Origin of the sequence: Candidatus Chloroploca sp. Khr17, from assembly GCF_004138165.1 — a bacterium.
Lineage (GTDB): Bacteria > Chloroflexota > Chloroflexia > Chloroflexales > Chloroflexaceae > Chloroploca.
The window spans coordinates 1-16,537 of sequence record NZ_RYFF01000017.1 but is presented as its reverse complement, the minus strand read 5'-3'; the positions used below and the strand labels follow the sequence as shown (position 1 = coordinate 16,537).

The window sequence follows — 16,537 nt, the reverse complement described above, 5'->3', positions numbered from 1 at the left end:
AAGTCTCGTTCAAGACCTGTGAGGTCTCGCCTTGTCTTGCCGTGCCGATCAAGGATTGCAAGGAAGAGACCTCACAGGTCTTCTAGCCCCGATGAGGTCGCGTCCAGACCTGTGAGGTCTGGCCTTGTCTCGCCGTGCCGATCAAGGATTGCAAGGAAAAGACCTCACAGGTCTTCTCGCCCGATGAGGTCTCGTTCAGACCTGTGAGGTCTCGCCTTGTCTTGCCTTGCCGATCAAGGATTGCAAAGAAAAGACCTCACAGGTCTTCTCGCCCGATGAGGTCTCGTTCAAGACCTGTGAGGTCTCGCCTTGTTTTGCCTTGCCGATCAAGGATTGCAAAGAAAAGACCTCACAGGTCTTCTCGCCCGATGAGGTCTCGTTCAGACCTGTGAGGTCTCGCCTTGTCTTGCCGTGCCGATCAAGGATCACCGCACGGTGACGGACGAGATCATGCGCCTGGTAGCAGGTGGAGCAGACCTTCAACTCGCGAGCGGAGTTCGTCGCGGGCGGTGCGAAAGGCGCGGCGCTGCTCATCGGGCGTGCCGGGAACCAGCACGGGATCGGTGATGCTCCAGTGGATCTGGCGCACCGCTTCGCCCCAGCGCACACAGTGCTCGCGGGCAATGTCGCAGACGGTGACGATCAGGTTGGGTTGCAGGTCGGCCAGGCTATCGAGGTGTTTGGCCGTCTGGTAGCCGATGTCGAGGCCAACCTCGTGCATGACTTCAACGGTCAGCGGGTGGAGGCGCGTCGGCTGGGTGCCGGCACTCCGTACCGTGATGCGCCCATGACTCAGATGGCGCATCCACGCTTCCGCCATTTGTGAGCGGGCGCTATTGGCCGTGCAAAAGAAGAAGACGGTCGCAGGGGCAAGGTTCGTCACCACTTCGTGCTGCGGGACATAGAGCAGTTTTCCGATCTGGGCATAGATTGTCTTGAGCGCCTCAAGATCGAGCCCATAGTAAGTGGCGCGCCCGTCGGCGTCGCTACGATGGGTCACGACGAGGCCACCCTGGCGGAGCACCCCCAGATGGTAGGAGACGAGATTCTGTGAGAGGCCAAGCTGACTCACGAGTTCGCCGACCTGGTAATCGCCCTGGCGCAACAAGACCAAGAGACGCCAGCGCGTCTCGTCGGCGAGCAAACGTAGTGGTTCGGGGACGGCAGACGACATACGATGCCTCACACAATACGATAGACTCTTTGACGCAAAGGCGCAGAGGCGCAAAGGTTTGTTTGATTTTTACGTCTTTGTGCCCTTGCGCCTTTGCGTCAGAAATCGTTGGCTTGATCTTTGCGTCCTTGCGTCTTTGCGTCAAAAAAAAACCGCCTATTTATAGCGTGCGGCGATCTCAAACGGCGAGACGCCCGCGACATACTCGATCCAGAGGCCCAGGTCACGCACGAGTTGCGGGATGGCCCCGTTGGCCTGAAAGCGTCGCGCGGAGGTGACGACCCGGGCCGGCAGGACGACGACGGAGGTGCGCTCACGGGCGCGTTCAAAGAGCCGGACGTCTTCAAAGAGCGGCCAGGCAGGGAAGCCGCCCAGAGCCTCAAAGAAGGTGCGGCGGATGACGATGCCCTGGTCGCCATAGCTCGTCAGGCGGGTATCGTACCACATACACTTGGCTGCTAGATCAAGCACCCAGTCATCAACATCAAAACTGAGCCGAAATTTGGCGATCTGCACGCGCGGGGCGCTAAACCAGGTCTCGAGCAACCCGATGACATCGTCGGGCAGCCGCGTATCGGCATGGAGAAAGATCAGGATCGCGCCATGCGCCGCAGCGGCACCGGCGTTGCACTGCGGCCCACGACCGCGCGGGGCTGCGACAACGGTTGCCCCAGCAGCCTCGGCGACGGCAACGGTGCGATCCTGGCTCCCGCCATCGGCCACGATGACCTCAACCTGGGGGCCAAGGCCAACGGCAGCCTGCACCGCCTCGGCAATGATCAACTCTTCGTTGAGCGTGGGGATGATAATAGTGTATTTTTTCATATGTTTTAGAATTTTGCTTGTGGTGGCGAAAACGGCCAGCGAAGCTGGCCGTTTTCGCCACCACAAGCAAGGGTTTTGAGGGCGACAGCCCTCCCTTTCTCCTGGTTGCAGGCAGCCGCCATGGGCGGTTGCCTGCAACCAAATTTATACTTTTGTAATGTTGGCAAGCCTACTATGGTGATATACTATGGGGTGATATCTTGCGATCAAGGGAAAAATTACCCGATGTGTTTTGGGTATCCGGCCCTCATATACGACCTGGTTCTAGTATGGTAACACACGTATGGTAGGCTAAGATAACTGGTTTGTTGTCAATGGCTCGATTATAACGACTTTTTGTGTCCGTGTTGAACAAAAAGACTCCGCGCCTGAGAAAGCGTTGGCGTCGGTACACGTAAACATCACTGCTCCGCATTTTCAAAGACGTGCTGTCACTCCAAGCGGGTTAAATCTGGGTTAAGGGGCGGGGTTATGGGCATCCCTGGTTTGGGAGGTGGATGCCCGTTCGCTTCACCGGATTGAACAACTCAGCGCGGAGCTAAGCATGGACATTTCTTCTTCCCCGCCCCGGCGTCGCTTGCGTCACAGGCTTTCCGTTGGCCTACGGTTTTTGCTTGTTGTCCTGCTTACCTTCAGTTCTGTCACCTCGGTCTTTGCCTCGGGGGCGAGCCTGAGTATCAGTCTGCGCACCGATTTTCCGGTGGTCAACAGCGGTGATTGGGCCGTCATCAACCTCGCTTACAGTTGTTCGGCAATCACGAATACCCCCTGTGAAGATGTTACGGTGAGCCTGCCGCTGCCGCCTGAACTGGCGCGTGGGGCCAATGATGTGCAACTCTTCGCGGGTGAAAATTATACGAGTGTCTACGACCCCGCTACCTCTACGGTCAACTGGGTCTTTACCAGCCAGATTGAGGCCGGTGATGCGGGGACGCTCCGCGTGGGGGTGCGCTTCCCCAACGGCTCAACGCCCGATGGCACCATCGCGACGCTGCGCGCCGAGATGCGCTCTTCAACGACGGCCCCTAAGCTCTCCAATTTCTTGTCGCTTATGGCGCGGGCCGAGCCTAGCGCAACCGCGACCAAGCGCTTCATTGCGGGTGGTGCGCCCGGTGTCCCCACAACCTACGAGTTGCAGGTCTGCATGCCCAATAATACGTCAGGTCTGCTCAACCTGACCAATGTCCTCATTACCGATACCCTGCCGATCAGCGCAACCTTTGTCAGTGCCACGGATGGTGGTACGCATAGCAATGGGGTTGTGACCTGGCCGGCCGCCGCGCTGAGTGTGCCGAGCCCGTTGTGTGCGACGCGCAGGGTTGTTGTTCAATTTGATGAGACTGTACCCATCGGGACGCTGCTGCGCAATGAGCTTGAGGTAAGCGCTCAGGCTGGGGGCACAACGCTGCTGCTGAGTGATGCGGATGCGCGGCTGTTGCAACCGCCGACGCCGGGCTACACCTTTAGCAAGAGTGGGCCAGACACAGCCCTGGTTGGTGACAACATCACCTATAGCTTCACGACGCGCAATACAGGCACCACCGCCCTCAATGATGTGCAGATTACCGACCCAATCCCCGCTGAACTGCGCGTCAATCGGATCACCGCCGGTGGGCACAATGTCACACCGGCAAGTTCAGTGCGCCTGGAACTGGACTATACCACCAATCTTACCCCGACCTTCCGCACGATCCCAGGTGGGCCGTTCAACAGCACCGCCACGATTGAGGTTGCCACCCTCGCGCTAGAGGGTGGAGAATATATCACCTCACTCCGCTGGCGTTACCTTGACCCATTGCCCTTTGGCTTTCAGTCCACGGCCCATAGCTTCCGTGCGACGGTGACAAGCGCCCCGATCAATTCGATTGTGGTCAACCGGGCGACCAGTACATATACCTACAATGGTGTCACCGCGACACGGACAAGTGAAAAGCGCACACGGATTATCGAACCTGGGGCACGGGTCACCGTCAACAAAGCGGTGAGTCCAGCGATTGTCTTTGCCGGTGGTACGGTGACCTATACGGTGACGCTGAATAATACCGGTGTTGGGGGGGCAACCACGTCGCTCACCAACCCCGTGCTGGCGGATCTCCTGGTCAATAGCCTGAGTTATATTCCCGATAGCACGACGGTGACGACCGGTGGTGTACCGGCCCCAACCACAGAAGTCATTGCCAACTATAACGGCACCGGGCGGACGCTGCTGCGCTGGAGTTGGAGCGGGTATAGCCTGCCGGCTGGAGCATCGATCACGCTACGTTTCAGTGCGCAGATCAAACCTTCGACCCAGAGCGGGACGATCAACAATACCGCTGCCCTCGCGAGCTTTGCCAACCCACCGGGCGAGGTCTTCCTGAACAATTGCAATAGCCAGGCAGCCGACAGCAATGACCTCGATAGCGACGGCATCACCAGTGAACTGATCTGTAGTTCATCAATCAGCAGTGTGACCCTTGCGGAAGCGGCGAATACGAGTTCGCTCAAGCTTGTCAAGGGGCAACTTGACAGCAATTGGAGCCGCGATCCCATCAATGGGCACACAACCCCTGGGGGGCAGGATGACTATCAACTCGTCATTACCAATACCAACAGCGTAGCGCTGACTGGCCTCGTCCTGATCGACATTATGTCACACGTAGGTGATGTTGGTGTCGTGCGCTACAATGTCGAGCGTGAAACCGAGTGGCAGCCCTACCTGATTGGCCCGATCAGTGTGCCTGCCGAGGCAACGGTCTACTACAGTACGGCGAAGAACCCCTGCCGTAATCCCGAGCTTGGTCTGACAGATGACGAAGGCGAACCGATTGACTCACCCGGTTGTGTTGATCCCGCATGGTCAACGGCGCTGCCGGAAGATATCACCACCGTCAATTCGTTCAAAATTGATTTTGGCGATCTGATCCTCTATCCGCAAGATACGGTGCGGGTGGCCTGGCCGATGCGGGCACCATTTATTGAGAATCTTGTTCCTCCCGCTGAGCCCGAAATCGCCTGGAACAGCTTTGGCTACCGTGCCCGCGACTTGAGTGGCAACTACCTGCTGGCCGCCGAGCCGCCCCGCGTTGGCATTCAGCGCACCGAGATCAAGCCGCTGGCGTATGGCAACTATGTCTGGCACGACCTCAACGAGAACGGTATCCAGGACGAAGACGAACCCGGAGTCAACGGCGCACGCATCGCATTCTACGAAGATGACGATGGCTTCCCTGGGCCGAGTGCCGGTGACCGTTTCGTTGCCTTCACGCTCTCGGGGCCTGATGATGCGGGCACCCCTGGCTATTACCTCTTCTCGGATCCGACGCGCATCCAAGATGGCGATTACTATATTCGCGTGACCCCACCTCCGGGGTATCGTCTGACGGATCTAAATCAGGGGGAAGATCGCGACGTTGACTCGGATGTTGATCCGGTTACGCTCCAGAGCATCACAACTACGCTTGAATTGAACGAGATTGATCTCTCGTGGGACATCGGTCTGATTCGGCAGACGGCTGTTGGCAACTATGTCTGGATCGACCGCAATGGCGATGGCCTCCAGAATGAGCCCGTCAGCGATGGGATGAATGGGATCACGGTGCGGTTGCTGGATGGTGTTGGCGCAGTGCTGACCACCGCCGTAACAGCGGATGATCCGGCTGGCTCGCCGGGCTATTATCTCTTCAGTGACTTGATCTCGAGTACCTACCAGATCGAGTTTGTGCTGCCAGCCCATGGCGGCTTTACCTTTACCGACGTCCTTACAAGCAATGATACGCTCAACTCCGATGCTGACCCCGTCACCGGGCGCACCGAGGTCTTCACGCTGACCGAGAATCAGCTCGACCTGACCCGCGACGCGGGTCTGCTGCTCACGTCTGGCAATCTGAGCCTGGGCGATCGGGTCTGGCGCGATCTTGACAACGATGGGTGGTACGAACCACTGGCTGGTGAAGTCGGTATCAATGAGGTACGGCTGAGCCTCTATCGGGACTTCAATACAAATGGCACGCCTGATCCTGGGGAGTATGTCGGCGGCACCTCGACACGAACCTTCTTGAGCGTGCCGGGGTACTATCAGTTCAACAACCTTGCTGCGGGCACCTACATCGTTGTGATTGACGACGATAATTTTAATGCCGGCGAAGCCCTCTTCGGCCTGCGGCCCAGCGATGGCAATGCCCCTGTTCCCGATCCTGATGACAATGTCAACCACGACAATAACGGGGAACGCTTTGCTGGTGTCGTGCGCTCGGGGCCGATCACGCTCTCGGTTGGCGGCGAGCCAACGAACGATGGTGACGGCAACAACGGCAATCAGACGCTCGATTTTGGCTTTGTGAGCGGGGCCGCCCTGGGCGATCGCGTCTGGTTTGACACCAACGGCAACGGTCTCCAGGATGACGACGACGACGAACCTGGGATGGCCGGGGTCACGGTCGAACTCCTCGATGGGACTGGCACGGCGATCCTCACGACGACCACCGATATCAATGGGCGCTACGGCTTTAGTCAGTTGATCTCTGGCACGTACCAGCTGCGCTTCAGCCCGCCGATTAGCCATACCTTTACGATTACCAATAGTGAGAATCCGACGCTTGACAGTGATGTGGTTGAACCGGCCACGGGGCTTACCAGGATCTTCACGCTCACCGAAGGAACAACCGATCTGACCTGGGATGCCGGCCTGGTAGCCCAGCGAGCGAGCCTCGGCGACCGGGTCTGGGACGACCTCAACCGCGATGGCATCCAGGATACCGCAGAGATTACCGGCGTCACAGGCGTCGAGGTGCGGCTCTACCAACCCGGCCCCGATGGGCGGGCGGGCACCAGTGATGACGAACTCGTTATCACGACGACGACAGATGTTACCGGCAGCTACACCTTCACCGAGCTCATCCCAGGGGCCTATTTTGTTCATTTCTTCAGCATACCAACGGGCTATGCGGTCAGCCCGAATGATCGGGGGGGCGACAATAGCCGCGACAGCGATGCTGACCAGGTGACGCGGCGCACCGCGATCACGACGCTCAGCCCCGGTGAAAATGACCCCAGTTGGGACATGGGCCTCTACACCTTTGCCAGCCTTGGCGACCGGGTGTGGAATGATGCCAACAATAACGGTATTCAGGATACGGGCGAAGGGGGCGTCAATAATGTCACCGTCCGGCTCTACCAGCCTGACAGTGGCGTTGCCATCGCAAGTACAACCACAAATAGCAGTGGCATCTACAACTTCACCAACCTCATCCCCGGCGACTACTACCTCGAGTTTGTGCTGCCCAGCGGCTACCGTGCGAGCCCGCAGAATCAGGGTGCTGACGATACACTTGACTCTGACGCGAGTCCAACGACGTACCAGACGGAGGTGACCACCCTTGAGCCTGGTGAAAATGATCCCAGCTGGGACTTCGGCATCTTCCGCACGGCCAGCCTTGGTGATCGGGCCTGGCTTGATCTCAATGCTGACGGCATCCAGGATGCGAGTGAGGCGAGTGGCGTGCCTGGGGTACAGGTGGTGCTCTATGATAGCGACGGCAACGAACTCAACACAACCGTCACCGACGCCAGTGGCAACTACAGCTTTGGTGGGCTCATTCCGGGCGACTATGCGCTACGTTTTATCATCCCTGACAGCTACCTGCTCAGTCCACAGGATGCCGCAGGCAGTACTGACGCAACTGACTCGGACGTTATCTCGACCACGCTGCGTACCATCACCACCACGCTCGTTGCCGGAGAGAACGATACCAGTTGGGACATCGGCCTCTACCAGCCTTCCAGCCTTGGCGACCGGGTCTGGCACGACCTGAATAGCAATGGCGGGCAGGATAGTGGCGAGTCAGGGATCGCCGGGATCGAAGTGAGCCTCTACCGGCCTGGTGCCGATGAGGTTATTGGCGGGGGCGACGATAGCCTGGTCGTCACGACGACAACCGACGCCGATGGCTTGTACCTCTTTGACAATCTGGCCCCTGGGCTCTATTTCATTGCATTTGGGGCCACCCCTGGCTACAGCCAACTCAGCCCACAGAACGCCGCAGGCATTACGACCACGCTCGACAGCGATGTTGATGCCAATCGGCGCACCCCTGTGATCAACCTCGGATCGAGCACGATCGACCTGAGTTACGACATGGGTGTCTTCAACCTCGCCAGCCTCGGCGATCGTGTCTGGTTCGACGAAGATATCAACGGTATCCAGAATGCAGGCGAAACCGGGGTTGCGGGGATTACCGTTACCCTCTTTAGCGGGGCCGGGCTTGCGCTGATCACGACGACGACCGATCTCAATGGCATCTACACCTTTACCGACCTGATGCCTGGCGATTACTACGTCGTGTTCAGTGGTCTCCCGGCCAATCGCTCATTCACCCGACGCGATCAGGGCACCGACGATACGGTCGACAGCGACGTGAACCCGCTCAGTGGCGTAAGTACGCTTGTCCGTCTGGGGTCAGGTGATAACAACCGCGACCTTGACGCCGGTATCTACGAGAGCATCCGGATCGGCAACCGGGTCTGGCACGATCTGAATGCCAACGGCATCCAGGACACCAACGAAATTACCGGTGTGCTTGGGGTGCGCGTCGAGTTGTTTGATGACGACGATAACCTGATTGACGTTACCTACACTGATCGTGATCCAACGATCCCAGGAAATCAAGACGGTCTCTACTGGTTTGGGGATAGCTTCCCACTGCTGCTTGGCACCTACCGGATTCTTTTCACCGAGATCCCGACGGGGTATCAGCGCAGCCCTCAGAGCGAGGGTACTGACCGAACGCTTGATAGCGATGCCAACGACGAGTTCGCGATCGTCGGGATCACACCCGTCTCGGGCGATAACCCCGACTATGATCTTGGCCTCTACCAGTTTGCCAGCCTCGGCAATTTTGTCTGGGAAGACCTGAATGCCAACGGGATTCAGGATCCAGGTGAACCCGGCATCAGTGGCATCACCGTCACGTTGAATGGCGTTACCGGTTTCGGTAGCGCGGTCATCAGCACAACAACGACCGACGCCAGTGGCATCTATACCTTCACCAATCTGATCCCCGGCACCTATAGTGTTACCGTCACCGCGCCAACAGGCTATCGCTTCACCGGCCAGGATCGCGGGGCTAGCGATGGGCTCGACAGTGATGCCGATCCTGTCACCGGCGTGATGACGAACACCATCCTCACCTCGGGCGAGAACGACCTCACCTGGGATGCCGGGCTCTACCGGCCCGCCAGCCTCGGGAACTTTGTCTGGCACGATCGCAACGGCAATGGTTTGCAGGATCTCGGCGAACCGGGCCTTGGTGGGATCACGGTTGGCCTGACTGGCGTCGATGGCCTTGGTAACGCCGTGGTCAGCACAACGACGACGGCGACCGGCTCCTACACCTTCACCGATCTCGTCCCAGGCACGTACACCGTCACCGTCACGGCGACTGAGCCGTATACCTTTACCTACGCGAATATTCTGAACACCGAGGTTAGTACGGCCACCGACGTGATCGACTCCGACGCCAACCGGCTCACCGGTGTGATGGCGAGTACCGTGCTCACCTCGGGTGAAGAAGACCTGACGTGGGATGCGGGCCTGGTAGAACGCGCCAGCCTGGGCGACCGGGTGTGGCACGACATCAATGCCAATGGCATCCAGGATGGGGGCGAGATCGGCATCCCCGGTGCGACGGTCACGTTGACGATCTACGGGCGCAACCGCAGCTACGATGTCAGTGACACAACCATCGTTACGACGACCGATGCCAACGGCATCTACACCTTCACCGACCTGCTGCCAGGCGTCTATCGCGTCACCGTTACGCGACCAGCGGGCTACGACCGCTTTAGTCCACAGAACGTCGGCGGCGATACGCTCGATAGCGATGTGAGTGTGCTGACTGGCGCCACCGCCGACATCAACCTGGCCTCGGGGGTCGATGACCCGACCTGGGACGCCGGGCTCTATCGGCTGGGCACCATCGGCGACCGGGTCTGGGATGATACCAACGGGAACGGCGTGCAAGACGCGGGCGAGTTGGGCGTACCAAACGTCACGCTCAATCTCACCGGTGTGAACGGTGCGGGGATCACGGTCAATGCGACAACGCAGACCAACGCGACCGGGATCTACACCTTTACGGATCTTGTCCCGGGCACCTACACCGTGACCGTCACCGCCCCCGGCGGGTACCGCATCACCGCGCAGAACGAGGGTGGCGATGATGAAAACGACAGCGACGCGCATCCAACCACCGGCGTGATGGCGAGCACCGTCATCACCTCGGGGCAGGTTGACCGCACCTGGGACGCGGGGCTCTATCGGCCAGCCAGCCTTGGCAATTTTGTCTGGGAAGACATGAATGCCAATGGCATCCAGGAGGGTGGCGAAGTGGGGATTGGGAATGTGGTGATCACGTTGACCGGCACAACCGGCGCAGGCGTGGTGCTGGCCCCGATCACGACGACGACCAACGCCAGCGGGATCTACAGCTATACCAACCTTGCCCCGGGCACCTACACGGTCAGCGTCACCGCGCCAGCGACCTACTTCTTCAGCCCACAGGGGCGCGGTACGGCAGCAACCGACAGCGACGCCAACGGGACCGGCATCATGGCGAGCACCGTCATCACCTCGGGCGAGAACGACCTCACCTGGGACGCGGGGCTCTATCGGTTGGCGAGCATTGGGAACTTCGTGTGGGAAGACCTCAACGGCAATGGCGTGCAAGACGATGGTGCTGCCAGCGGGCTGGCCGGGGTCACGGTTGGCCTGGTGGGGGTGACCGGCCCTGGTGATAGTGTCAGTCTGACGATCAACACGGGTGGGACTGGCTCCTACACCTTCACCGATCTTGTGCCAGGGTTCTACACCGTCACCGTCACGGCGACCGATCCGTATACCTTTACCTACGCGAATATTCTGAATACCGAGATCAGCACGGCGACTGATCTGCTCGACTCCGACGCCAACCAGTCCACCGGCGTGATGGCGAGTACCGAACTGACCTCAAATGAGCAAGACCTGACCTGGGATGCGGGCCTGGTAATTCCGGTGAGCCTCGGCGATCTGGTGTGGGAGGATCTGAATGGCGACGGCGTGCAAGACGCGGGTGAGCCGGGCTTTGGCGGCATCACGGTGACGTTGCGAGGAGCCGGGCGCGACCGTACCTTTAACACTGGCGATGATACCATCAGCACGACGACCACCACCACCACACTCGCGATCAGTGGCACCTACAGCTTCACCGGGCTCCAACCGGGGCTCTACCAGGTCACCTTTACGCGGCCCGCTGGCTACGCCTTTACGCGGGGCGATGTGGTCACAACCACCGATGCGCTCGACAGTGACGTGCCAACCGGTGTACCGGCAACGGCGACAACGATTCCGATCACGCTCCTTTCGGATCAAGACGACCTCACCTGGGACGCCGGGCTCTACCAGTTGCTCTCGCTCGGCAACCGGGTCTGGGAAGATCTGAATAATGATGGTCAGATTGACGCCGGTGAGCCGGGGCTCGACGGGTTGACGGTGCGGCTCTACGCAGGCAACGGCACCACGTTGATCAGCACGACGACCACGAGCAACGGGGGCTACTATCTCTTCAGTGGCCTCGAACAGGGCGACTATCTGGTTGAAGTGGTACCCGGCGCGGGCTATATCTCGAGCAGCGGCACCAACGGCAGCCCGACCGGCCCGTACGAGCCGGCCCCCGACGCCGACACTGATCCGACCGATAGCGACGACAACGGCACCCAGGGTACCGGTGTCGTACGCAGCAATGTGATCAGCCTGACCCCCGGCAGCGAGCCACTCGACGAGAGCGACCCGCTGGTTGGGCTCAGCGACCCGGCCCGCAACGAAAACAGCAACCTGGCCCTCGACTTCGGTCTCTATCGCCCGGCCCGCCTGGGTGACCTGGTCTGGCTCGACCGCGACGCCGACGGCCTCCAGGATGGCGGCGACGAGACCGGCATCGCTGGCGTGACCGTCACGCTCTTTAGCGGCGGAAGCCCGGTGCTGACCACGACCACCACGAGTACCGGAACCTACAGCTTTACCTATTTGGCCTCGGGCGTCTATACGATCAACTTTAGCCTGCCACCCGACTATCTGCGCAGCCCGACCAACGCAACGGGCGCACTGACCGCGACGAACGACTCAGACGCTGCCCTCCTGACTGGTAATACCACGTTGATCACAGTGACGCCAGGGCTTGATGACACAAGGTGGGACGCCGGGTTCTACCAGTACAATGTCAACCTGGGCAACCGCATCTGGGATGACCTGAATAATAACGGACAGATTGACGCTGGCGAACCGGGGCTTGCCGGGGTGACGGTAGTGTTGAGCGGCACCACCGGGTTTGGGACGAGCGTGCTGCTGACGACCACGACCAGCATCACTGGAAGTTACAACTTCACCAACCTTGATCCGGGTACCTACGTCATTGGACTACCGGCGAGCAACTTTACCACTGGCGTGCTCTCGGCGACCGCAACGCTGCCGGCGTACCGCAGCAGCACGGGCACCAATGCCCGCGCCACTGGTGCTTACGAGCCAGCGCCTGACCCCGATAATAATACCAATAACGACGACAATGGCACCACCACCGCCGATGGCGACGTGCGCTCCTTGCCGATCACCTTGCGCACCCATGACGAACCGACCGACGATGGTGACGGTAGCGATGGCAACCTGACGGTTGACTTCGGCCTCTTCCGCCCACTCACTCTGGGCAATCAGGTCTGGAACGACCTCGACAACGACGGTACCTTCGACGCTGGCGAGCCAGGGATCAGCGGGGTGACGGTCGAACTGCGCAACAGCGCCAACACCACGACGATCAGCACGACGACGACCAGCGCGACGGGCACCTACACCTTTACCAACCTGGTTGCTGGCGACTATCTCGTACGCATCCCGAGCAGCAACTTTGGCACGAGCGGCGCGCTGCGCTTCTTCCGCAGCAGCGACGACGGTGATGCGACCGATAGCGCAGACGACCCAGATAACGATGTCAATAACGACGACAATGGCGTTGGGCCAACAGGCGGCGTTGTCGCGGACAATGTTGACAGCGGCGTGATCACGCTCAGCGTCGGTGATGAGCCCGGGCCCGACAACAACAACACCAACCTCACGCTCGACTTCGGCTTCTACAGCCTGAGCCTGGGCAACCTGGTCTTTGAAGACCTGAATAACAATGGGCTCTTTGACGAGGCCACCGAGAGCGGCGTTGACGGTGTAAGCGTCGCTCTGCTCTACGACGCCAACGGCGACGCCACCATCGCCGGCGCCGAAACGACGCCGATTGCGACGACAACCACAAGCAATGGCGGACACTACTTCTTCGGTGCGCTGCGTGACGGCGGCAACTACGCGGTGCAGTTCACCCTCCCGGCGAACTACGTCTCGAGCACCGGCGGCAACGGTCTGGTTGTTGGGCCTTACGAGCCAGCCCCCGACCCCGACGATGCACCGGCTGACAACGACGACAACGGCACCTTTGCCAGTGGCAGCCTGGTACGCACCGCCGTCTTTACAATAACGTCCGAAGGCGAACCAACCGGCGAGACTGACACCAGCCTACCAACCGGCATCACCAATCCGGCAGCCGACAATAGCAGCAACCTCACGCTTGACTTTGGCATCTTCAACGATGCCCGCCTGGGCGATCGGGTCTGGCTCGATGTGGATGGCGATGGCATCCAGGATGCTGGTGAAACCAGTGGCATCGCCGGCGTCACCGTGACGATCTACAGTGCCGTCACCAACGAGCCGCTCGACAGTGATCTGGCGACTGGCGGCATTCAGCCCTTGACGACCACCACCGATGTCAACGGCATCTACACCTTCACCCGGCTCATCTCGGGCACCTACTACCTCGTCTTTGGCAACATCCCGTTTGAATATGCTATCAGCCCGCCGAATCAGGAGGCCAACGACGCGAACGACTCCGACGTCAACCCGGTGAATCTGCAAACTACTACGATCACCCTGACTGACAACACCGATCTCACCTGGGATCTCGGGCTCTATCCGCGGCTTACCATTGGCAACCTGGTCTGGTACGACAGCAACGATAACGGGTTGGCTGACCCCGGCGAGCCTGGGATCGAATACGTCACCGTTGAACTCTACCGCGACACGAACAACAACAACACCTACGATGTCCTGACCGACACGCTCGTCACCAGAACCTCAACAAAGGAAGAGGGCAACTACAGATTCATCCTGCTCGAACAGGGGTCGTATCTCGTGGTCATCCCGGCCAGCGTATTCGCTAGCGGAGAACCACTCTACCTGCACCGCAGCAGCACCGGCAGCAACGGCGCGGCGACGGGAACGTACGAGCCAGCGCTGCTTGATCCAGATAACAATCTTGACAACGACGATAACGGCACCGGCCTCCCTGGCGAAGCCGTCGTCAGCCTGGCGATCACGGTCAACCCCTCGTTTGAGCCAATCAATGACGGGGACGCCGATCCTAACACCAACATGACGCTCGACTTCGGCTTCTTTGAACCGCTCAGCCTGGGCAACCAGGTCTGGGACGATGTCAATAACAATGGGTTGTTTGATGCGAGTGAAGAAGCAGGCATCGCAGGCGTCGTTGTTGAACTCTATCTCGACAGTGCGACCAATCCTGGCGTTGCCGACCCGAGCGAATTTGTGGTTTCGACCACAACGAATGCCACGGGCATCTACAGCTTCAGCGACCTGATCGAGGGCGACTATATCGTACGGCTACCAGCGCGCAACTTCAGTGCAGGCGGCGCACTCGCTGCCAGCGGCGGACTGGCGGCCTATGTTTCCAGCAGCGGCACCAATGGCAGCGCCACTGGCCCTTATGAAGGTGCCTTGACACCCGACGCCGATACAACCGTCGTTGATGGCGATGACAACGGCACAACCGACGCCAACGGCCATGTCAATAGCCTGCCGATCACAATGAGCCGGGGCACTGAGCCACTGGTTGGCGTTGACGGCGACGGCACCAACGGCAATCAGACGCTCGACTTCGGCCTCTATCGCCCGGCGCGCCTGGGCGACCTGGTCTGGCACGACCTCAACGCCAACGGCCTCCAGGATGGCGGCGACGAAATTGGCATTGCCGGCGTAACCGTGACGCTCTATCTCGACGACGACGGAACACCCGGGCCAAGCTTGAGTGATACCGAGGTGTTCAGCACCACCACCGCTGCCAACGGCACCTACAGCTTTACCTACCTCATCTCGGGCACCTACTACCTGCGCTTTGCACAACCCGACGGCTATACCGAAATAAGCATTGTCAACCGTGGCAGCGACGACACCATTGACAACGACGCCGACCCGACCACCCGCCTGACCGCACTGATCCCCCTCACGGCTGGGCAAAGCGATCAGACGTGGGACATGGGTGCCTACAACCTCGCCACCCTCGGCGACCGGGTCTGGTTGGATCGCAACGGCAATGGCCTGCAAGACGTGGGCGAAGATGGCGTCGCAGCCATCTCAGTCGGCTTGACCGGGGTTGACGGCACCGGTGCGCCGGTGATCAGCACGACGACCACCAACGCGACGGGCATCTACAGCTTCACCAATCTCGTCCCGGGCGTCTACACCGTCACCGTTACGGCGACTGATCCGTATACCTTTACGCACGCGAATATTCTCAACACCGAGATCACCACCGCGACCGACGCGATCGACTCCGACGCGAACCGGCTCACCGGCGTGATGACGAGTACCGTGCTCACCTCGGGTGAGGAAGACTTGACCTGGGACGCGGGCCTCGTGGAACCGGTCAGCCTCGGCAATCTCGTCTGGCACGACGTTGATGCGGACGGCCTCCAGGACGCCAGCGAACCAGGCATCGCGGGCGTGACCGTCACCCTCACCGGGGCCGGGCGCGACCGCACCTTTGGCAATGGTGACGATACCACGCTGATCACCACCACCACGGCGACGGGCTTCTACACCTTCACCGACCTGCTGCCCGGGTTCTATCGCGTCACCGTGACCCGACCTGATGGCTACGACCGCTTTAGTGTACAGAATGCCGGCAGCGACGATGCGCTCGATAGCGACGTGACCGCCGGGGCCGGGGCGACCAGCACCACCGCCGACATCACGCTGGTTAGCGGGGACGACGACTTCACCTGGGACGCCGGGCTCTATCGGCTGGGCACCCTCGGCGACCGGGTCTGGGACGACCTGAATGGGAACGGTATCCAGGACGCGAGCGAGCCAGGCGTATCGAACGTCACGCTCGGTCTCACCGGCGTCACGGGAGCGGGCGATCTGGTCGATCGCACGACCACGACCGACGCCAGCGGGATCTACACCTTTACGAACCTTGTCCCGGGCACCTACACCGTCACCGTGACCGCCCCCGTCGAGTACCGCATCACCGCGCAGAACCAGGGTGGCAACGACGCGACTGACTCGGATGCCAATCCCACCACCGGCGTGATGGCGAGCACCGTCATCACCTCAGGCGAGCTTGACGACACCTGGGACGCGGGGCTCTATCGGCCCGCGAGCATCGGCAATCTCGTCTGGGACGATACCAACGC

The 16,537-nt window shown here is 60.1% G+C and carries 3 protein-coding genes; 1 reads left to right on the top strand and 2 read right to left on the bottom strand.

What is annotated here, in order from left to right; all coding sequences use genetic code 11:
• Positions 1-448: 448 nt before the first annotated feature.
• Entirely contained in the window at positions 449-1,174 is a 726-nt protein-coding gene (locus EKD05_RS11895) for a metalloregulator ArsR/SmtB family transcription factor (RefSeq protein WP_129672951.1), read from the bottom strand.
• A gap of 156 nt (positions 1,175-1,330) precedes the next feature.
• On the bottom strand, positions 1,331-1,999 hold the full coding sequence (locus tag EKD05_RS11890) for a TIGR04283 family arsenosugar biosynthesis glycosyltransferase (protein ID WP_129672949.1): 669 nt from the start codon (positions 1,997-1,999) through the stop codon (positions 1,331-1,333).
• 544 nt (positions 2,000-2,543) lie between these two features.
• On the opposite strand from EKD05_RS11890, the gene EKD05_RS11885 reads away from it, so the two are divergent.
• The coding region (locus EKD05_RS11885) for an SdrD B-like domain-containing protein (RefSeq protein WP_129672946.1) at positions 2,544-16,537 on the top strand (13,994 nt) is incomplete at its 3' end.

Bases quoted from the DNA above. Each gene is read 5' to 3' on its own strand.
- EKD05_RS11895 (WP_129672951.1), bottom strand. From the start codon at position 1,174: ATGTCGTCTGCCGTCCCCGAACCACTACGTTTGCTCGCCGACGAGACG.
- EKD05_RS11890 (WP_129672949.1), bottom strand. From the start codon at position 1,999: ATGAAAAAATACACTATTATCATCCCCACGCTCAACGAAGAGTTGATC.